Source organism: Thiothrix sp. UBA5583 (assembly GCA_002425225.1).
Taxonomy (GTDB): domain Bacteria; phylum Pseudomonadota; class Gammaproteobacteria; order Thiotrichales; family Thiotrichaceae; genus Thiothrix; species Thiothrix moscowensis.
Genome location: DILV01000026.1, coordinates 50,304 through 68,595 on the forward strand (window position 1 = coordinate 50,304; position 18,292 = coordinate 68,595).

Sequence of the window (18,292 nt, forward strand, 5' to 3'; positions counted from 1 at the left end):
CCAATAGGCAAGCCTGCCACACTGGTGTAAAGTCGTTTCCCATACCCAATGCATAACAATAATGGAAACGTACATGACAACGGCTGCCCCGCAACTCATCCAGGCAACGCTTGCCCAGTTGAACAAAGTCATTCTCGGCAAGGAACAACCCGTGCGGCTAGCGCTGACCTGCCTGCTCGCCAACGGTCATTTGCTGCTCGAAGACCTGCCCGGCATGGGCAAAACAACCCTCGCACATGCGCTTGCCCAGGTTTGTGGTCTGGAATACAAACGGGTGCAATTCACTAGCGACCTGTTGCCCGCCGACCTGATCGGTGCATCGGTGTTTGAAAGCCAGAGCAGCAGTTTCCGTTTTCACCCAGGCCCGGTGTTCAGCCAGTTGTTCCTTGCCGATGAACTCAACCGTGCCACCCCCAAGGCGCAAAGCGCCCTACTGGAAGCGATGGAGGAAGGGCAGGTGAGTGTGGATGGCACAACCCATCGTCTGCCCAGCCCGTTTTTCGTGATTGCTACCCAGAACCCGCAAAGTCAGTCGGGAACCTTCCCCCTGCCGGAATCGCAACTTGACCGTTTCCTGCTGCGGGTATCGCTGGGCTATCCAGGCCCACAGGTGGAGCGGGAATTGCTGAAAGGCCGCAACGGGCGGCAGGCGCTGGCAAACTTGCCGCAAGTGTTGAATGGGCAACGCCTGAAGGCCCTGCAATCGCTGGTTCCACAGGTCAAGCTGTCAGACAACCTGCTGGATTACATTCAGCGGTTGATTGCACATACCCGGCAAAGCGACGTATGCCATTTGGGGCTATCACCACGCGGGGCACAGGCATTGGTGAAAAGTGCACAAAGCTGGGCATTGCTGCAAGGGCGTGGGCATGTGCTGCCGGAAGACGTGCAAGCCGTGTTTGTGGCAGTGGCAGGCCATCGGTTGGTCGGGCGCGAGGAAACACAGGGTGAGCAACTGGCGCGGCATATCCTCGACAAAGTGGACGTGATTGGCAGCGGTCATGGTTGAAGCCTTGCAAGCCCGGCTGGATGCCTGGGTAAAACAGCGCTTGCCACAAGCCCGCGAAACCACCCTTGACCAGCGCCGCATTTTCATCGTTCCCAGCAAGACCGGGCTGGGGCTGCTGCTGATGGTCTTGCTGCTGTTTCTGCTGGGGATCAACTTCCAAAATTCGCTGGTCTATGCCGTCTGTTTCTGGTTGCTGTCGTTGTTGTTGCTCAACATTTTCTACACATGGCGCAACCTGTCGGGGCTGACCATCAGTGCCATTGGTGTGGAACCCTGTTTTGCCGGGGAAAAAGCCGTGGTGGAAATCGGGCTGGCTTGCCCTGACACCCAGCGCAAATTTGCCCTGCATCTGGGCTGGCCGGGTGAGGATGCCGTGCAGGTCAATCTGGCGACAGTCAGCAGTACCCGCGTGAAACTGTCCCACAGTACCACGCAACGTGGGCGTTTCCAGCCACCGCGCATCCATGTTGCTACCCGCTATCCTGCCGGGCTGGCACTGGCCTGGTCATATGTGACGCTGGATATGCAGGGCATTGTTTATCCCAAACCCGTGGAAAAAAACTGGCAGGCGCAAGGCAAGGCGGCGGTTGTCAGCAGTGAAGACGGGCTGGAAATTGCCGGGGGCAGCAGTGATTTTGGCGGTATCCGTGACTATCGTCCCGGTGATGCGCCCAAACATATCCATTGGGGAAAATATGCCCGCACCGGCAAGCTGCATACCAAGGTGTTCGCCGATTATGCCAGCCACGACCTATGGCTGGACTGGGACGAGCTGCCCTTGCCGGGGATTGAGGTACGCCTGTCACACCTGTGCAGCAAGGTGCTGGAATTCCATCAGGCTCAGCGTTGCTACGGCTTGAAACTGCCCGGTAAAACCATTGCGCCCGGCAAGGGTGAAGGCCACAAGGCACAGTGTTTGCGGGCATTGGCATTGTACGGGGTGACAGATGGGTAACGGATTGGGGACGGGGGGGAATAATTACATCACTTACTCCGGCATGATCTGGTTACTGGCGGCGCAACTGGTGGTGATGTTGCCCTTTGCCCTGCATTTGCCGGTGTGGCTGATTCCGCTGGTGCTGTTTGCGGCGGGCTGGCGCTTGTGGGTCTTGTCAGGCGGGGCAAGCCAGCCGGGAACCCTGCTCAAGCTGGGCTTGATGCTGTTTGGGATCGGTGGCCTGTTCCTGAGTGGTTTGAAGTTCCCTTCGCTGGAAGCCATGTCAGCGCTGTTGCTGCTGGGGTTTGCCTTCAAGTCGCTGGAAGTGATCCAGCGGCGGGATGCGCTGGTGGTGGTGTTCATCGGTTATTTTCTGGTGGCGCTGCATTTCCTGTATACGCAAAGCATTCTGGCGGGGTTGTATGGGGTGGTTTCGCTGGTGGTGCTGACCGGCGCATTGATTGGCACACAGCAAACCGTGGCGGAATTTACCGCTGTGCAAAATGTACGTTTCAACCTGCGGCTGGCAGCGGTGATGTTGTTGCAGTGTGTGCCGTTGATGCTGCTGCTGTTTGTGTTTGCGCCACGTTTGCAGCCGCTGTGGTCATTGCCGATGCTGACGGATCAGGCCAAAACCGGCATTTCCGACCGCATGACGCCGGGGGATATTGCCAGCCTCAGCCAGTCGGCGGAACTGGCTTTCCGGGTGACATTCAAGGGGGAACGCCCTGCGCAGAACCAGTTGTACTGGCGTGGGCTGGTACTCAACCATTTTGACGGGCACGAATGGCGGCAATTCGAGCAAACCCCGGATTTGTGGCAAATGAAGGAACTGGTAAGGCAGGAATATGCTTTCCGCCCTGATGCGGTGCAGGTGGCGGGGACACCCATTGAATACGAGGCGGTATACGAAAAGACCGGGCAGCCTTGGCTGTTTACCTTGTCGCCAACCCTGAAAGTGGCTGGAGACGTGTTGCAGGCGGCTGATTTCCGGGTGATGGCAGCGCAGGAGCTTCAAGCTCCCCTGTTGTTGAAAGCCACCAGTTATCCGCAAGCCCTGCGTGATGTACAACTGGCGTCTTCCTTGCGTGAGCTGGCCTTGCAGTTACCTACGGATGGCGACCTGCGCAGCCGGGAACTGGCGCAACGCCTGCGGCAAGAGACGGGGAGCGAGCAGGCGTATATCGACAAGGTGCTGGCACGTTTCCGTGAGCAACAGTTTTTCTACACCCTGCGCCCGCCCACGCTGGGCGACAGCAATACCATTGATGAATTCCTGTTTGAATCACAGCGCGGGTTTTGCGCCCATTATGCCGGGAGTTTCGTGTTCCTGATGCGGGCAGCGGGCATTCCGGCGCGGGTGGTGGCTGGCTATCAGGGTGGGGAATGGAATGCGCAAGGGCAATACCTCGCGGTTCACCAGTACGATGCCCATGCCTGGGCGGAAGTCTGGCAGCAAGGCAAGGGCTGGGTGCAGATTGACCCGACAGCGGTGATTGCCCCGCAACGGGTGGAGCAGGGGCTGGAAGCCGCCGTACAGGCAGAAGGCAGTTTTCTGCAAGGCCAGTTGCTCAGTACCCGTCACCTGCCGTGGCTGAATGGTTTGCGCCACAAGCTGGATGCAGTGCAATACGGTTGGCAGCGCTGGGTTCTGGGTTATGATCAGACGACGCAGATGGATTTGCTGCACGCCATTCTGGGTGAACTGACCTTGCTGCGGGTGGCGACGCTGGTGGGGGGTGTCCTTGTTGTCATTCTGCTGGGTTGGCTGCTGATGCTGGGGTTGGCACGCCGTCATGCCCGCGAAGCACTGGAACACCAGCTCTACCGGCGTTTTTGTGCAATCCTGGCGAAACGCGGGGTAGTGCGTCAGCCGGGGCAGGCTCCGGGGGCATTTGCGCAACAGGCAGCGGCAGCCTTGCCTGCGCAGTCGGACAACATCCGTGCCTTTACCCAAGTGTATGAAACGCTCTGTTACCTGCCGGATGCCAGCGGGTATGCCAAGCACACCCGCCAGTTGAAGGCATTGCTGGGTAAGCTCAGCTAGCCTGACGGAATTTGCCGATCAGGGCGGAAACTGGCGCAACCACTGCCAGTACCAGACCACCCGCCAACACCCCGAACAGACCGCTCAGCAAGATCGGGGCAATCGCTGCCAACACGCCACCCAGCCAGCCGACCTGTTGCACGAACAGTTCCGCCCCATGCAGAAAATCATGCGAATGCGGAATGCCGTGCAGCAGGATGCCACCGCCGACCAGAAACATCGCGGCAGTACCAACCACCGAGAGCGCTTTCATCAGCCAGGGCGCAAACGCCAGAATGCCATTGCCGATGGCTCGGCGGAAACCACTTGCCCCTCTGGTCAGGTATAAACCGAGATCGTCCAGCTTGACGATGCCTGCCACCAGCCCGTACACACCCACAGTCATCAGGATGGCGATGGTGGACAGGGATAGTACCTGTTGCAGAAACGGCATTTTTTCCACCACACCCAGCGCAATCACAATGATTTCAGCCGACAGCACAAAGTCGGTGCGGATAGCCCCTTTGATCTTGTCCTGCTCGAAAGCCACCATGTCCATGTCAGGGTTACGTGCCACTTCCAGTAATTCTGCTTCCTCTTGGGCAGCTTCGTGGTGGTTGTGCAGCAGCTTGTGGGCGATTTTCTCGAAACCTTCAAAACACAGGTAAGCACCACCGATCATCAGCAGCGGGGTAATCAGCCAAGGGGCAATGGCACTGATCAGCAAGGCTGCTGGAACCAGAATCAGCTTGTTGATGAAAGAGCCTTTGGCAACCGCCCATACCACCGGTAATTCACGGTCGGCCTGTACCCCTGTCACTTGTTGGGCATTCAGGGCAAGGTCATCGCCCAACACGCCTGCCGTTTTCTTCGCCGCCACTTTGGTCATGACGGAAACATCATCGAGGACGGTGGTAATGTCGTCCAGTAAGGCTAAAAGGCTGCCACCCGCCATTGCAAACTCCTTGATTTAGGTTTTATTTATACGGGCGGTATGCTACACGGATGGGGCTAGCTGGTCTATGAGGGTGTTCAGCTCTGGTCACACGGGATGTCAGGTTGTTTTTCTCAGGGGTTTGAAACCGGGGGATGTGTGGTATCACAAGCTGGAGTTTGAACTCGAAAGCAGCGATGTGATGGTGCTGGTCGTTTCCGAAAAAGTGCGTACTTCCAAGTGGGTACACAATGAAGTCAGCATGGCGGAAGACATCGGTATTCCGGTGATCCCGGTACTGGCTGAAAAGGTGCGTCACCCGTTGTGGTTACGGCATTTACAGGTGCTGGATTTTTGCGAGGAGCTTCATTGGGCTTCGTTGTTGGGTGCGATTGGGCATCATGTGGGCGGGAGCGGGGGAACGAGGGGGATTTCTCCCCCGTGGGCAAGCAACGCAGGCAGCGATTCATACGGGCATTACGCTGACCTAAATGTGCAAGGGGTTTGGGTTGGCGGATACGGCTTGTACCCAAGCCTTGTGGAAAGCGGTGATGGGTGAAAATCCCGCCTATTTTCAGGATAACCTCGATAACCTGGTGGAACAGGTCAGTTGGCATGATGTGCAAGGTTTTTTCCAGCAACTGAACGCACGGGTAGCGGACTTAAGCCCGCGTCTGCCGACGGAAGCAGAGTGGGAATACGCTTGCCGCGCAGGAACGCATACCCCGTTTTCTTTCGGTGACACTATGATCTCAGGTCATGCAGGGCGGCAGAGCCGCAGCCGCCGGAGGCGGGGTGTTACGCGGACGGCGCGGGTGTGAGCAGGTGCGTCGCGGAGCAGCACCAGATCACGCCAGTGCCGGGAGCGTCCGCCGCGTAGCGGCGGCGATTTTTAGGTGCGTGATTCCGTGCGAAATTGTCCCGCATAACGGAACACCTGCCCAAACCACGGGTGCGTGAGCCTAAAATCCATCGCAAACCCGCCCTCGTCCAACGCCGTTTCCACAATCGTGGTATGCCCCAACACCAGCCATTCCGGGATCGGGATCAGCACGCTGCCCAGCTTCAGCACCAGATGCCGCCCGCTGTAATGCAGCTTGCCATCCACCACCGACACCGCCATGCCTACCAACGCGCCGAGGACAAACAAGCCTGTGAGGCTAAACGCCAGTAGTCGATGGCATTCGATAAACCGCCGATTGTTCCGCCAACGCACTCTCAACCAGACTGCGGTCACGCTCCAGCTCCAGCCGCAATTCATCCTCGGTCGGAAGGTACAGGCTATATTTGCTGGCAAACAGTTGCGGGTTATCTGCCAGTTGTGAATACTTGGCAACCGCTTGATTGCGCTCGGATCACAGCAACAAACCCAGCGTCGGGTTATCGCCTTCGCCCCGGTACTGCTCCTCGAATACCCGCACATACATATCCATTTGCCCCACATCCTGATGCGTCAGCTTGCCGATTTTGAGGTCAATCAGCACAAAGCATTTCAGCAGGTAGTTGTAGAACACCAAGTCGACGAAGCAATCCTCGCCCTCAACCCGCAGGTGCTTTTGCCGCGCGACAAAGGCGAAGCCTTTGCCGAGTTCCATCAGGAATTGTTGGAGCTGGTTGATCAAACCCTGTTCCAGATCTTTCTCGTACAAACCTGCGTCCACCTTGGCTTGCAGAAATTCCAGCACGTAAGGGTCACGGATGAAATCACGCGGGTCGGGTGGAGCTTGTTCGGCAATCAATTGTCGGGCTTCGGCAGCGACTCCCGTTTTGTGCGCATCGCCGCTGGATAGCAGACGTTCATAGAACAAGGTGCTGATCTGGCGGTCAAGGGCACGGGTGCTCCAGCCTTGGGTGATAGCTTCGTTGGCGTACCAGTCGCGAGCGGCGGGGTTTTCAACGCGCAACAGGTGGCGATAGTGTGTCCACGTCAATTTGGCACTCACTGCGTGCGAAATTGGGTAAGCCAGATAAAACGCCCGCATGTATTGGATATTGCGCTCTTTGAAACCGTTGCCGAACTCACGACTGAGTTTGTTGGACAGGTATCAGGTATCCTTTGAATGTTTCCAAATCACCTCAACGCCGTAATCAGCAAAATGCCCGTCGGCACTGAGCAGCACCAACTGATCGCACAATGCCTGCGCAATCAGCAAGCGGTCAAACGGATCACGGTGATGGAAGGGGAGGGTTTGAACCTGTTGGCAGTGGCTCAGGCTGATCGGCAAAAGCTGGACAGTGTTGTCATCACACCATGTTTTCAGGTGAGCCAAGGCATTGTCGTCCAGTTCGATTTTACCGAGGCTCATCTTGATAGCGAGTTCCCAGAAGCTGGCAATGCTGATGAAAAGGGCGTTGTTTTCGTCTTCGCAGATGGCTGTGACGGTGGCAGGCAGTTTGTCAGGGTTATCAACCAGCCATAACAGGGTATGGGTATCCAATAATGCCCTCATGCCATGTATTCCTGAAAATCATCCAGCGGTGCGTCGAAGTCATCAGCGACATATTTAACCAAACCGCGTAGTGAACCGAGCTTGCGTTTGGCGGGTGGCTTGGTGAGGGCTTGCAGGCGCACTACGGGTTGATTATTGCGGGCGATGATGACTTCCTCCCCGTTCAGCACGCATTGTATGAGGTGGGAAAGCTGGGTTTTGGCTTCGTGGATGTTGACTTGCATGGCTAGCTCCTTGGTTAGTCATGACTTTAGCTAAGCTATTGGGTGCTGGCAAGTACCAAGGTCGTTCACATCCGGTCGTTAGTCTGCTATTAGCGATTCCGTTGCAGGCCAAGGGCTTGTTGCATCAAGGGTTGAGTTGCCATGTCAGCCTCCGAATTGGGATTTGAATACCATCAAAAACACCACGCCCACCATCGCCACAAACGCGGGCACACCCAGCCAGAACCATACCCGCGCATACCACCAGTATTGGGCAGGCAAGGGCGTTTGGGAAATGAGCGCAGCATCAGCAAGGTTGCGCATCCGAATTTGCAGCCACACCACCGGCAACCAGCACACACCCGCCAGCACATACAAGCCCAGGCTGATGGCAACCCACGGTGTGCTCAGCGGCAAACCCAGCAACGCCACCATCCACAAACCGCTCAAGGGCTGGAAAATCACGGTTGGCGTGGTAAAAATCCAGTCTGCCAGCACCACATGCCGGTTTACCACCGCGATATGCGCCAGATTGCCGCTGCGGTCTGCCATCCACTTGTAGAACGCACTGCCCAGCCCCGTACCAAACAACAGCACCATGCTGAGGATATGCAAATATTTCAGGAGTAAATATTCCATCTTTCACCCCCTCGCCTGCTTGGCGGGAGATAGGGCAGGGGGGTGAGGGCTTCTCCCCAAAAAATCGGCTAGCGGCTGTACATTCGCCACATTTCCCCGCTGCAACATGCGCAAATTGTCCGGGTGCAACATCGGTACAAGGAAACGCCCCACCTGTGCGCTTGCCATCACCAGACCCAGTGGAATGGGCAAGGTCAGGGCAGGCTTTTTCCCCGCCTCCCTCCGCATCGCTTGTAGCCACTCGACAAAGCTCAGCGGGTAAGCCCCCACCACATCCAGCGTGCGCCGCGCCGAAGCCACTTGCAGGCATTGCATGACCGTTGCCACCACATCGCTGACATGCACCGGCTGGATGCGTTGCCCGCCATCCCCCACCCGCGGTATGACCGGCAGGTTAGCCATGTAACGGAACAGTGCCGAACTCTTGCCGCCTTCTCCGTACACCAGCGACGGGCGCAGCACGAACCATTCCAGCGGCAGCTCACGCAGCACATCATCCGCCGCTTTCTTGCTCAACTGGTAGGGGGTGAATGCCTGTTCATCCGCACCCAGCGCAGAAATCTGCACCACCCGTGGCACACCTGCCATCACGCAGGCACGGAACAGCGCAGCAGGTGCACGGTAATGCAGGGCTGCAAAGGTTTGCCCACGGGTTTCGGCAATGATGCCCACGCTGTTGATGACCACCTCCACGTTTTGCAGGTGGGGCAACCAGTCTTGCGGGGTGAGCATCCGGGTGAAATCAAGCCCGTGCTGGCGGGAAACAGGGGTGACGTGATGCCCGGCGGCGAGCAATGCCTGCCGGATATGCCCGCCAATGAAGCCACTGGCGCCGGTGAGGAGGATGTTCATGTCTGCTTCCTGAAGTTGTTGATACTTGCCAGCATAGGCAAGTAGTGGAGGCAAAACCTCCACATTGATAGCTCAGGAACAAAATCCGCTTACGGAAAGATCATTCCGCAGCCGCAAGCTGGTGAATCTTGCGGTATTGCCCCGGTGTCATGCCGGTCATTTCGCGGAAAGCCTCGTAGAAATTCGACTGCGAAGTAAAGCCAACTTCCAGCCCCACCGATAGCACTGGCATGGAAGGCCGATCTAGCAGCAAATCTTCCGCCGCTTCCACCCGGTATTCGCGGATATAGCGTGAAAAGCCCTTGCCGATACGGGTGTTGATCAGTTCCGACAACTGGTGCGGGGAAAGCGCCATGCGTTCCGCCAACGTGGGTAAATCCATATCCGGTTCCTGAAAAACCTGTTCCTGATCCATCAGATTACCAAGGCGTATCAGCATCGCCTCCACATCCACATTGGCGAGGGTGGAAACGGCATAGGTTTCGCGGGCGGCTTCCGCCACATCGGTGGGCAGTTGCGGGGTCAGCCCCAGCGCCATGCCAACCAGCAGGAATGCCCCGCCAATCGCACTCGCATACAGGCTGAAAAACAGTTGTTCGGGCAGCAAGGGTAAGCCCAGCCCCAGCAGCATGACCAGCAGGGCAAGGGCAAACACCGCGCCGAGAATCAGCAGTTCCAGCCGGAAGCGGCTACGTTGCGCCCGCAAGGCATACACATGCCAGCCCAGCCACAGCAAATAGCCAGCACCTATGGCAAACGCCAGCGGCAAGGCCAGCCGGAAGGGCAGCAGCGGGGCAATCAGTACCGGCAGCAGATGCAGTATCTGGTAAGGGTTGAGCGTGGTTTCAGCCTGTAGCAACGGTTTGCTGAACAGGTAAAACGCAGGAGCCACCGCAAACAGCATGACCTGATAGTAAGGGGTATGGATGAGATCGGCATCACCCTGCAACCAGGCAAAATGTGCCAGTTGCAAGGCTGCCAGGGTCAGCAACAGGATGATGCCCATGCCTTGTGCCAGCGTGTTGCCCTTGTAATGCTCGCAGCGGAAGTGGGTCAGCATCAGCAACAGGGCGCTGAAAACCGAAAAGCCGCTCAGCAGGATGGCAAGCGTTTGCATGGTTTACGACCGGTTGATGATGGTGTCATTGGGTGAACATTTGGCATTGGCTCTGATCAGGGCATCAATCTGTTCCTTACTCAGTTTGCCTTTGGAATTAAGGGCTTCGGCAGCAATATCCTGGATACTTTTGGTCTCGGTTTCCGGTGCTGGCATGAGTTCGCAGCCAGTCAGCAGGGTAGCGCATAACAGCAGGCCGCCGACAGCAGCCGTGATAGGGTGGGGTTGTTTCATCGTGAACACTCGTTTGATACAAAACACCCACCATTAATAGCATATTCTGCCAACAAACAGCACATGATGCCGGTAGAAACTGGTATTTATGCCTGACGGATGGCAGTGCCGAGGATGACTTGCTGCGTGCGCAGTTGTGTGAGGATTTGTTCAGCGAAATGAAGCAGTTGCTGTGGGTCAGGATGCTGCATTTCCAGTGCCAGTTGCTGGATGGCATCCCGGCTGCCCATATCTGCTTGTAACAGTTGCAACAAGCGCATGGTGGCTGCATTCAGTTCCACAAAGTGGATTTTGTCCCGCTGAGGGTCTCGCAGCAGCGCCAGATGGGTAGGCTCGGTATCAGTGGGCAAGGCATCCGCGCCGATACGGTGCACCGGGTATTGGTAGCTTTGCAGCAACATCACCGGGTTCAACACGGGTAGCCCGGTCAGCAAGTCGCCTTCAGGGTTGATGGCGTGCCAGTTGATCTCGGTGGGGTCAAGCAACAGGGGGATTTCCACCCATTCGTAATGCACCAGTTCCAGCAAAAATGGCAAGCCTTCACTGAGTGTGGTAGCAGCAAACCGCCCGCTTAGCCATTGCACAAATTCTGCCGAAATGTCGCGGAAATAGGGTGTCAGGCAGGCATGTTCCGCGTAAAACTGCCGTACCAGCCCGTGCCATTGGGCATCATCCAGCAGACTGCGTGTCACAGGCAGCGCATGGCTGAGGAAATCTTCCACATTGTTGAACAGCAGCTCGACATATACCCCGGCACGGGCGGGATTCACCCCCGCTGGTAGCGGGTTGGCTTGCGGGTCACGCAAATGGGCGGCAAAAGCGCGTTGATAGGCTTGCGTGGCGTTCATGCGCGGTATTTCCGTTGCAGGCTGGCGATTTGCGCCACTTCCGGCACGAGTTCTGCCAGCGGGGGGATGTTGTAGTCGCGTTCCAGCAGGGTGGGGAAAATGCCGAATTGCTGGTAGGTGAAATCCAGCAGTTGCCAAACCGGGTCAATGACCGCTTCCCCGTGGGTGTCGATCAGCAGGTTTTCTGCCTGTTGGTAATGCCCGGCCATGTGCAGGTAAACCACCCGTTCCTTGGGTAGTTTGCGTAAAAATTCATAGGGGTCGTAAGCATGATTGACGCTATTCACGTAGACGTTGTTCACGTCCAGATGCAGCAGGCAATCGGCTTCGCTCAGGATGGTGTTGATGAAAGCGGCTTCATCCATCTCGTTGAGGGGGGCTTGCAGGTAGAAGGAAGCGTTTTCAATGCCGATCTGTTGTTCCAGCACATCCTGGGTCTGGCGGATACGGGCAACGGTATGTTTGATGGCATCTTCGGTAAACGGCAATGGCAACAGGTCGTATAACTGCCCGTGGTCGGAACACCAGGAAAGGTGTTCGGTATACAACGGCACATGGTGTTCGCGCATGAATTGCTTGATGTCGGTCAATAGCTCGGTATTTAGCGGAGTCAGACCGCCCAGCGACAGCGACAGACCGTGACACACGAACGGGTAACGCTCGGTGAAAGCCCGCAGACGTTTGGCGCTGGTGTTGTCGGTACCGATCCAGTTTTCCGGGGCAATTTCAAAGAAATCAATGCAGTCAGGCACTTGATATTCCAGCGCGTCCAGATGGTCGCGCCGGAAACCAAGCCCTGCCCCATGCAAGGCAGGGTGGTGCATGGCTTACTTCTTTTCTTCAGCCGGTTTGTCAGTCGCTGCTGGTGCTGCGGCTGGCGCGGCTGCATCAGCAGCAGGTTTGGCAGCGTCGTCAGCCTTGGCTCCGCCACATTTGCCTTCTTTGCCACCGCACTTGCCTTCAGCCATTTTGGCGTGCAGGGCTTTGCGCTCGTCAGCGTCCAGTGAACCGTCCTTGTTGGCATCGGCTTCAGTGAACATTTTTTCGTGGTGGGTCATGAATTCTTCTTTTGTGACTTTGCCGTCTTTGTCAGTGTCAGCCGGGCATTCGTCACTTTTCGCGCCGCCGCATTTGCCTTCACCGGCTTTTTTCATGTTGCCGCCGCACATGCCAGCGCCGCATTTCATTTCACCACCGGCCTTGTTTTCAGCCAGTTGCATATAGCCGCTGCTCAGGGCATTGGCAGAAAACGGGCTGTCAGCCACTGCTTGGGCAGCACCTAGAGCCAGACCCGCTGCGAATGTAGTGCCCAGTGCCAGTTTCAGTGATGTTTTGGTATTCATGCTCATCTCCATTATTCCAAAGGTTATTGTGTGGTCAGAGGTACTGACGCACAGCATTGTACGAGAAAAGATTCTGACTGGATGCAACAACCACGCGATTTTCGGTGATTATCGAAAAAACCAATGGTAGGACGTTACACGTTTGAAATATTTTTCTGCGGTTTGCCGGAGGGCAGAAACTCCGTACCGGTACTGCACTTGCCTCACTTATCCACAGGCTGCGCACAGGTTGCTGACAACATCTTGTGCTTGACCGTTAGTGAAAGCACATCCTATAGTATTTTCCCAAAAGAAATCCAACTTTGGGCCAAATCAAAATTCAACCGTATTGTCAAGCCGTTTTCTGATATTTGAGGATTACCATGCAAGCTGCCAGCGCACCGGATACGACCGCCAAGGGTACTGCCGCCCCTGTTTTTTCAACGCCCCAGATTCCGTTCCAGTGTAAGGTTATCCGCCGCAACGGGCAGGTGACAGACTTCGACGGCAGCAAAATCCAGGTTGCCATGACCAAGGCTTTCCTCGATGTGGAAGGCAGCCATGCCTCTGGTTCTGCCCGTATCCACGACACCGTGCGCAAGCTGACCGAGCAGGTGATTGAAGCCCTGTTGCGCCGTACCCCGGAAGGCGGCATGGTGCATATTGAAGACATCCAGGATCAGGTGGAACTGGCGATGATGCGTGCCGGTGAGCACAAAGTGGCGCGGAGTTACGTGCTGTACCGCGAAGAACGCGCCCGCCTGCGTGCCGAAAAGGAATCCAAGGCCAAGAAAAAAGGCAAAAAGGCTGAGCATCACATTCAGGTCAAAACCGTTTCTGGCGATCTCAAGCCGCTGGATGAAGACCGTCTGCGCAAAATCGTGGCGGAAGCCGTTGCCGGTCTGGAAGGTGTCAGCGAACAGCAGGTGATGAATGCCACCTTGCGCAACTTGTACGACGGCATTTCCGAGAAGGAAGTTGCCACGGCACTGACCATCAGCACCCGCGTGCTGATCGACCGCGAACCGAACTATTCCTACGCCGCTGCCCGCATGTTGCTGGACAGCTTGCGCCGTGAAGCCCTCAGTTTCCTAGAAGGGCAGACGGTCGAAGCCACCCAGCAGGAGATGGCGGTGTTGTATTCCGACGTGTTGAAAAAAACCATCCAGACCGGGGTGAAAGTCGAGCGACTGGCGGACGAACTGGCACGTTACGATCTGGAAAAACTCGGCGCAGCCATCAAGCCTGAACGCGATTTGCAGTTCACCTACCTCGGCTTGCAAACCCTGTATGACCGCTATTTCCTGCACCACAACGGCACGCGCTTTGAACTGCCGCAAATCTTTTTCATGCGCGTGGCAATGGGCTTGGCGATCCACGAGGTTGATCGCGAAGAACGCGCCATCGAATTCTACAACCTGCTATCCAGCTTCGATTTCATGAGCAGCACGCCGACGCTGTTCAACTCCGGTACGTTGCGCCCGCAACTGTCCTCCTGCTACCTGACCACCATTTCTGACGATCTGGACGGTATCTACAACGCCATCAAGGATAATGCCTTGCTGTCGAAATACGCCGGTGGTCTGGGCAATGACTGGTCACGGGTACGTGGCATGGGGGCGCACATCAAGGGCACAAATGGCAAATCGCAAGGGGTTGTGCCGTTCCTGAAAGTGGCGAATGACACGGCGGTAGCGGTGAACCAGGGCGGCAAACGCAAGGGGGCAGTATGTGCTTACCTCGAAACCTGGCACATCGACATCGAAGATTTCCTCGAACTGCGCAAGAATACGGGCGACGAACGCCGCCGTACCCACGACATGAACACTGCCAACTGGATTCCCGATCTGTTTATGAAACGGGTGGCGGAAGAGGGTGAGTGGACACTGTTCTCCCCCGATGATGTGCCTGACCTGCACGACCTGACTGGCAAGGCATTTGCAGCGCGTTACGCCGACTACGAAGCCCGTGCGGCGCGCGGCGACATCAAGTTGTTCCGCAAACTGCCTGCGTTGCAATTGTGGCGCAAGATGCTGGGAATGCTGTTTGAAACCGGGCATCCGTGGATTACGTTCAAAGACCCGTGCAACGTGCGTTACACCAACCAGCACATGGGTGTGGTGCATTCCAGCAACCTGTGTACCGAAATCACCCTGCACACCAATGACAGTGAAATCGCGGTGTGTAACCTCGGTTCGATCAACCTGCCTGCGCACGTTGTTGATGGCAAGCTGGACATGGCGAAGCTGGAACGCAGCGTCACCACCGCGATGCGGATGCTGGATAACGTCATCGACTACAACTACTACAGCGTCCCGCAGGCGCGGCGTTCCAACCTGCGCCACCGCCCGGTCGGCTTGGGCATCATGGGCTTCCAGGATGCACTGTACAAAATGAACCTTGCCTATGCTTCTGCCGAAGCGGTGGAATTTGCTGACCAAAGTATGGAGGCTGTGGCCTATTTCGCCATCCGTGCTTCCAGCAACATGGCTGCCGAACGTGGCAAGTATCCCAGCTACAACGGCTCGTTGTGGAGCAAGGGCATCCTGCCGATTGATTCGCTGGAACTGTTGGGCGAAGAGCGCGGCGAATACTTCATCGTTGACCATACCCAAACGCTGGACTGGGATGCGTTGCGCAACCAAGTGAAAGCACAAGGAATGCGCAATTCCAACGTGATGGCGATTGCACCGACCGCGACCATTTCCAACATTTGCGGCGTGTCGCAATCCATCGAGCCGACTTACCAGAACCTGTTCGTCAAATCCAACCTGTCGGGCGAGTTCACTGTCATCAATCCCTATCTGGTGCAGGATTTGAAAGCCCTGGGAATGTGGGATGAGGTGATGATCAACGACCTCAAATACTTCGACGGCTCGGTGCAGCCGCTCGACCGTGTGCCGGATGCCATCAAGGCCAAATACGCCACCGCGTTTGAAATCGACGCCCGCTGGCTGGTCGAAGCCGCCAGCCGCCGCCAGAAGTGGATCGACCAGGGTCAGTCGCTCAACCTGTACATGAAAGAACCGAATGGCACGAAGCTGGACAACCTCTACAAACTGGCGTGGGTGCGTGGGCTGAAGACCACTTATTACCTGCGAACTTTGGGTGCTACCGGGGCGGAAAAGACCAGTACGGATGATGTGCCAGCCAGTACCGGGCAAAAACCGGCACTCAAAATGGCAGCCAATCTGGTGAAAGTAGGGTCGGAAGCACCGAAGGCGTGTTCGTTGCTCGACCCTGACTGCGAAGCGTGCCAGTGAAACAACTGACTATTGATACCCTCTGTTCTGAAGCCGCCCGTTTCGCGGCAGTTGAGAGCAAACATTCAGAGCCGTCCCTGTTTGGTGTAACCGACGGTAAAGCTGTTGGTACGTATCTGGAACACAAATTTCGGGCATTTCTGCGTGGACAGGGGTATCAGTTTGAGGAGGGCAAGTCTGCCAACGGCATCGACTTCCCCGGTCTGCTGGTCGATATGGTGGAAGAAGTGGGCGGTAAACCAGCGATTCCACGGGATAAACTCCGCTATGCTTTTGACTACATTATTACCCTTGAAGAACCACTGTTGCGGGGGCTGGATATATGACCCAAGCCCTGAACCACGAAACCCGATCCTACACCGGCATCGTGCTTGAACGCATTAAACACCTGCCGCCCGGCGGCAAAATGGGCGATCTTCCTCCGCACTTGCAGCACGAAAGCTTCATCCGTACCGGAGCAAAGAAAACAGGTGGCCCAAATATGCGCTTGCTGCGTTTGGAGCATGACAAACCTGCCCTGACCGTGACGGCTTACATCTTCAACAAGTTTGTGCATCCGCACAGGAAAATGTGTTAGGGCTTCCACGCTACGTGGGAGCCGGAGAAATACTGGCTCAATTACCACCAGCCACCCTCAAACCATGACGGTTTGGTTGGCGTTAAGATTACAGGAGAGTTAAAATATGATGCTCAATTGGGATAACCCCCTCGCCGCTCCCGCACCTCGCACGCATGGCAACAAGCCGCAGTTGCGGGTAGTGGATGATTTCTTTGTTGATGAACCTACTGTGGAGGTAGACGACAGTGAGCGCAGTGCTGAAACCCAAGTTGAACCGCCAACGGAGCAGACGGCGGTTACAACGGCGGTAACGGGCGCGGCTTCCAGCAACACGGATGTAACAGCGGAAGCCGCTTCGCAAATCAGCGCCATACGCCCTGCGCGTCAACCTTTCACCCAGGAAACGTTCAAGCCGCAACAGCCAGTACGCGCCGAAGACAAGCGCGTCATCAACGGCAGCGGTGACATCAACCAGCTCGCGCCCTTCAAATACCCGTGGGCGTGGGAATTTTTCATCAATGCCAACAAGAACCACTGGACGCCACTCGACATCAACATGGCGCAGGATGTCCACGACTATCACCACAACCTCAAGCCGGAAGAGCGCCACGTCTATGAAAACGTGCTGGCTTACCTGACTACTTCCGACATTCTGGCGATGCGTAATATCGGTTTGGCAGTGATGGAAAAGATGACCGCGCCGGAACTGCAAATCTATCAGGCACGTCAGGTCTACGAAGAAGCCCTGCATACCTGGACATACCAGCATTGCATCGAAACCATTGGTCTCGACCAGTCGGAAATTTATAACCGTTACCGGGTTGTGCCGGAAATCAATGCCAAGATCCAACTCGCCAACCGTCGCCTCAACGATGCCCTGCGCCACGACATTGATCTGAAGAACCGCGATGACTTGCACGATTTCGTGCTCTCCTACACTTTCTTCGCTGGTATCTTCGAGGGTTGCTGGTTCTATAACGGTTTTTCGCCGATTTTTGCCTTGCAACGGCGCGGCCTGATGAAAGGCACGGCTGAGCAACTGCAATACATCATGCGCGACGAAGTGTTGCACTGTTCGTTCGGTATCCGGGTGGTGCGCCAGATCATGCAGGAAGAAAACGTCAAGCTCGACCCACAGGCGGTGCGCCAGATGTGGGATGAAGCCGAAGCGGTGGAAGTTGCTTACGCCAAATACTTGCTACCTAATCCGATTTTGGGCTACAACGCGGCAGACCACAGTCAGCAGTTCCGTTTCATTGCCAATCGCCGGGCACGGCAACTGGGTATGGAAGAGCCATTCCCCGGTGCGCAAAACGCATTGCCGTGGCTGGATGAGCAATCCAATATGCGCAAAGAAAAGAACTTTTTTGAGACACGTGTTACTGAATACCAGACAGGTGGTGCATTAAAGTGGGACTAAATAATTTTATTGTGCATTCATAAAAATAATTATTTTGACAAAAGCCCGGTTATCCGGGCTTTTTTGTTGCTTGTCTAATTGTTGCTTGTAAATCGTTAATTTATATAACTATAGAAATTGATTATTTATTAATAATAAAAATTGAACAAAGATTATTTTTTAGCAACCGACTGAAAAATAAAAGTAATTGATTTATTTCTGACTTATGGATTATTTATGATGACAAATGGAAAACGAAATATTATTGACGTGTGCTATAACTTATCTCGTGGATTTGTTATCCCTATGCGTAAGTTCTCTAAAATATAAATCAGGATTATGATTATGAATAATTCAGCTAATTACAATGTTTTCAATAAAGTTGACATGAAAAAAGTAGGTGTGACTTTGGCAACCGTTTTGATGGCTTCCTTGCTGACAGCATGTGGTGGCGGTAGCTCTTCTTCATCGACAGATACAGGTGGTACAGGTGGTACAGG

Annotated in this window: 21 protein-coding genes; 9 read left to right on the plus strand and 12 right to left on the minus strand. The window is 55.5% G+C overall.

Translation table 11 applies throughout. The features are described 5' to 3' along the window. The first annotated feature begins 73 nt into the window (after window positions 1-73). From B2U47_RS09010 to B2U47_RS09020, 3 genes are read left to right on the plus strand one after another with little or no spacing between them, the layout of a single operon-like run. Window positions 74-1,009, plus strand: a complete 936-nt coding sequence (locus B2U47_RS09010) for an AAA family ATPase (protein WP_296679659.1) — start codon at window positions 74-76, stop codon at window positions 1,007-1,009. Then, window positions 990-1,964, plus strand: coding sequence for a DUF58 domain-containing protein (locus B2U47_RS09015; RefSeq protein ID WP_296683351.1), 975 nt, complete (start codon window positions 990-992; stop codon window positions 1,962-1,964). Before B2U47_RS09010 ends, B2U47_RS09015 begins: the two co-directional genes overlap by 20 nt. After that, on the plus strand, window positions 1,957-3,993 hold the full coding sequence (locus B2U47_RS09020) for a transglutaminaseTgpA domain-containing protein (protein ID WP_296679654.1): 2,037 nt from the start codon (window positions 1,957-1,959) through the stop codon (window positions 3,991-3,993). Before B2U47_RS09015 ends, B2U47_RS09020 begins: the two co-directional genes overlap by 8 nt. Here the strand turns inward: B2U47_RS09020 and B2U47_RS09025 are convergent. Then, the gene (locus tag B2U47_RS09025; protein WP_296679653.1) at window positions 3,986-4,927 is read right to left on the minus strand and encodes a DUF808 domain-containing protein; all 942 of its coding nucleotides are present in this window, start codon (window positions 4,925-4,927) and stop codon (window positions 3,986-3,988) included. The two genes, B2U47_RS09020 and B2U47_RS09025, sit on opposite strands and share 8 nt — an antisense overlap. A gap of 67 nt (window positions 4,928-4,994) precedes the next feature. On the opposite strand from B2U47_RS09025, the gene B2U47_RS09030 reads away from it, so the two are divergent. After that, window positions 4,995-5,465 (plus strand): toll/interleukin-1 receptor domain-containing protein, encoded by a 471-nt coding sequence (locus B2U47_RS09030; RefSeq protein ID WP_296679652.1) that lies wholly within the window; start codon window positions 4,995-4,997, stop codon window positions 5,463-5,465. Continuing rightward, window positions 5,458-5,727: a formylglycine-generating enzyme family protein gene (locus B2U47_RS09035; RefSeq protein ID WP_296679649.1), complete on the plus strand. Its 270-nt coding sequence runs from the start codon at window positions 5,458-5,460 to the stop codon at window positions 5,725-5,727. Before B2U47_RS09030 ends, B2U47_RS09035 begins: the two co-directional genes overlap by 8 nt. A gap of 71 nt (window positions 5,728-5,798) precedes the next feature. Here the strand turns inward: B2U47_RS09035 and B2U47_RS09040 are convergent, their stop codons facing one another. The 11 genes from B2U47_RS09040 to B2U47_RS09090 all read right to left on the minus strand — a co-directional run bounded on the left by B2U47_RS09040 (window position 5,799) and on the right by B2U47_RS09090 (window position 12,592). After that, complete coding sequence (locus B2U47_RS09040) at window positions 5,799-6,143, minus strand: DUF4166 domain-containing protein (RefSeq protein ID WP_296679647.1); 345 nt, start codon at window positions 6,141-6,143, stop codon at window positions 5,799-5,801. Between the two features lie 118 nt (window positions 6,144-6,261). Continuing rightward, window positions 6,262-6,948 carry a PDDEXK nuclease domain-containing protein gene (locus B2U47_RS09045; RefSeq protein WP_296679809.1) on the minus strand — a complete coding sequence of 229 codons (687 nt, stop codon included), beginning with the start codon at window positions 6,946-6,948 and terminating at the stop codon, window positions 6,262-6,264. Window positions 6,949-6,951: 3 nt separating this feature from the next. Next, window positions 6,952-7,356, minus strand: coding sequence for a type II toxin-antitoxin system VapC family toxin (locus tag B2U47_RS09050; RefSeq protein ID WP_296679645.1), 405 nt, complete (start codon window positions 7,354-7,356; stop codon window positions 6,952-6,954). Beyond that, window positions 7,353-7,580, minus strand: coding sequence for a type II toxin-antitoxin system Phd/YefM family antitoxin (locus tag B2U47_RS09055; RefSeq protein WP_296679643.1), 228 nt, complete (start codon window positions 7,578-7,580; stop codon window positions 7,353-7,355). Before B2U47_RS09055 ends, B2U47_RS09050 begins: the two co-directional genes overlap by 4 nt. 144 nt (window positions 7,581-7,724) lie before the next feature. Continuing rightward, on the minus strand, window positions 7,725-8,198 hold the full coding sequence (locus B2U47_RS09060) for a DUF2269 family protein (RefSeq protein WP_296679641.1): 474 nt from the start codon (window positions 8,196-8,198) through the stop codon (window positions 7,725-7,727). Window positions 8,199-8,201: 3 nt separating this feature from the next. Then, on the minus strand, window positions 8,202-9,050 hold the full coding sequence (locus B2U47_RS09065; RefSeq protein ID WP_296679639.1) for an NAD-dependent epimerase/dehydratase family protein: 849 nt from the start codon (window positions 9,048-9,050) through the stop codon (window positions 8,202-8,204). A 100-nt stretch (window positions 9,051-9,150) separates the two neighbouring features. After that, complete coding sequence (locus B2U47_RS09070; protein ID WP_296679637.1) at window positions 9,151-10,167, minus strand: AraC family transcriptional regulator; 1,017 nt, start codon at window positions 10,165-10,167, stop codon at window positions 9,151-9,153. 3 nt (window positions 10,168-10,170) lie between these two features. Then, window positions 10,171-10,401, minus strand: a complete 231-nt coding sequence (locus B2U47_RS09075; protein WP_296679635.1) for a hypothetical protein — start codon at window positions 10,399-10,401, stop codon at window positions 10,171-10,173. 86 nt (window positions 10,402-10,487) lie between these two features. Then, complete coding sequence (locus B2U47_RS09080; RefSeq protein WP_296679634.1) at window positions 10,488-11,249, minus strand: DNA-binding domain-containing protein; 762 nt, start codon at window positions 11,247-11,249, stop codon at window positions 10,488-10,490. Continuing rightward, entirely contained in the window at window positions 11,246-12,073 is an 828-nt protein-coding gene (locus B2U47_RS09085) for a DUF692 domain-containing protein (RefSeq protein ID WP_296679632.1), read from the minus strand. The genes B2U47_RS09080 and B2U47_RS09085 overlap by 4 nt, the downstream gene beginning before the upstream one ends. 3 nt (window positions 12,074-12,076) lie before the next feature. Next, window positions 12,077-12,592 carry a hypothetical protein gene (locus B2U47_RS09090; RefSeq protein ID WP_296679631.1) on the minus strand — a complete coding sequence of 172 codons (516 nt, stop codon included), beginning with the start codon at window positions 12,590-12,592 and terminating at the stop codon, window positions 12,077-12,079. A gap of 362 nt (window positions 12,593-12,954) precedes the next feature. Between B2U47_RS09090 and B2U47_RS09095 the strand changes: the two genes are divergently transcribed. The 4 genes from B2U47_RS09095 (at window position 12,955) to B2U47_RS09110 (ending at window position 17,813) form a co-directional block, all read left to right on the plus strand. Then, a complete protein-coding gene (locus B2U47_RS09095; RefSeq protein WP_296679629.1) occupies window positions 12,955-15,834 on the plus strand; it encodes a ribonucleoside-diphosphate reductase subunit alpha in 2,880 nt (959 codons plus the stop codon). Further along, entirely contained in the window at window positions 15,831-16,160 is a 330-nt protein-coding gene (locus B2U47_RS09100) for a hypothetical protein (protein WP_296679627.1), read from the plus strand. Before B2U47_RS09095 ends, B2U47_RS09100 begins: the two co-directional genes overlap by 4 nt. Beyond that, window positions 16,157-16,411 (plus strand): hypothetical protein, encoded by a 255-nt coding sequence (locus B2U47_RS09105; protein WP_296679624.1) that lies wholly within the window; start codon window positions 16,157-16,159, stop codon window positions 16,409-16,411. The genes B2U47_RS09100 and B2U47_RS09105 overlap by 4 nt, the downstream gene beginning before the upstream one ends. Window positions 16,412-16,517: 106 nt before the next feature. Further along, window positions 16,518-17,813: a ribonucleotide-diphosphate reductase subunit beta gene (locus tag B2U47_RS09110; protein WP_296679622.1), complete on the plus strand. Its 1,296-nt coding sequence runs from the start codon at window positions 16,518-16,520 to the stop codon at window positions 17,811-17,813. The last annotated feature ends 479 nt before the right edge of the window (window positions 17,814-18,292 follow it).

Bases quoted from the DNA above. Each gene is read 5' to 3' on its own strand.
- B2U47_RS09010 (WP_296679659.1), top strand. From the start codon at position 74: ATGACAACGGCTGCCCCGCAACTCATCCAGGCAACGCTTGCCCAGTTG.
- B2U47_RS09085 (WP_296679632.1), bottom strand. From the start codon at position 12,073: ATGCACCACCCTGCCTTGCATGGGGCAGGGCTTGGTTTCCGGCGCGAC.
- B2U47_RS09110 (WP_296679622.1), top strand. From the start codon at position 16,518: ATGATGCTCAATTGGGATAACCCCCTCGCCGCTCCCGCACCTCGCACG.
- B2U47_RS09055 (WP_296679643.1), bottom strand. From the start codon at position 7,580: ATGCAAGTCAACATCCACGAAGCCAAAACCCAGCTTTCCCACCTCATA.
- B2U47_RS09090 (WP_296679631.1), bottom strand. From the start codon at position 12,592: ATGAATACCAAAACATCACTGAAACTGGCACTGGGCACTACATTCGCA.
- B2U47_RS09070 (WP_296679637.1), bottom strand. From the start codon at position 10,167: ATGCAAACGCTTGCCATCCTGCTGAGCGGCTTTTCGGTTTTCAGCGCC.
- B2U47_RS09105 (WP_296679624.1), top strand. From the start codon at position 16,157: ATGACCCAAGCCCTGAACCACGAAACCCGATCCTACACCGGCATCGTG.
- B2U47_RS09020 (WP_296679654.1), top strand. From the start codon at position 1,957: ATGGGTAACGGATTGGGGACGGGGGGGAATAATTACATCACTTACTCC.
- B2U47_RS09050 (WP_296679645.1), bottom strand. From the start codon at position 7,356: ATGAGGGCATTATTGGATACCCATACCCTGTTATGGCTGGTTGATAAC.
- B2U47_RS09025 (WP_296679653.1), bottom strand. From the start codon at position 4,927: ATGGCGGGTGGCAGCCTTTTAGCCTTACTGGACGACATTACCACCGTC.
- B2U47_RS09075 (WP_296679635.1), bottom strand. From the start codon at position 10,401: ATGAAACAACCCCACCCTATCACGGCTGCTGTCGGCGGCCTGCTGTTA.
- B2U47_RS09080 (WP_296679634.1), bottom strand. From the start codon at position 11,249: ATGAACGCCACGCAAGCCTATCAACGCGCTTTTGCCGCCCATTTGCGT.
- B2U47_RS09035 (WP_296679649.1), top strand. From the start codon at position 5,458: ATGGGTGAAAATCCCGCCTATTTTCAGGATAACCTCGATAACCTGGTG.
- B2U47_RS09065 (WP_296679639.1), bottom strand. From the start codon at position 9,050: ATGAACATCCTCCTCACCGGCGCCAGTGGCTTCATTGGCGGGCATATC.
- B2U47_RS09060 (WP_296679641.1), bottom strand. From the start codon at position 8,198: ATGGAATATTTACTCCTGAAATATTTGCATATCCTCAGCATGGTGCTG.
- B2U47_RS09030 (WP_296679652.1), top strand. From the start codon at position 4,995: ATGAGGGTGTTCAGCTCTGGTCACACGGGATGTCAGGTTGTTTTTCTC.
- B2U47_RS09095 (WP_296679629.1), top strand. From the start codon at position 12,955: ATGCAAGCTGCCAGCGCACCGGATACGACCGCCAAGGGTACTGCCGCC.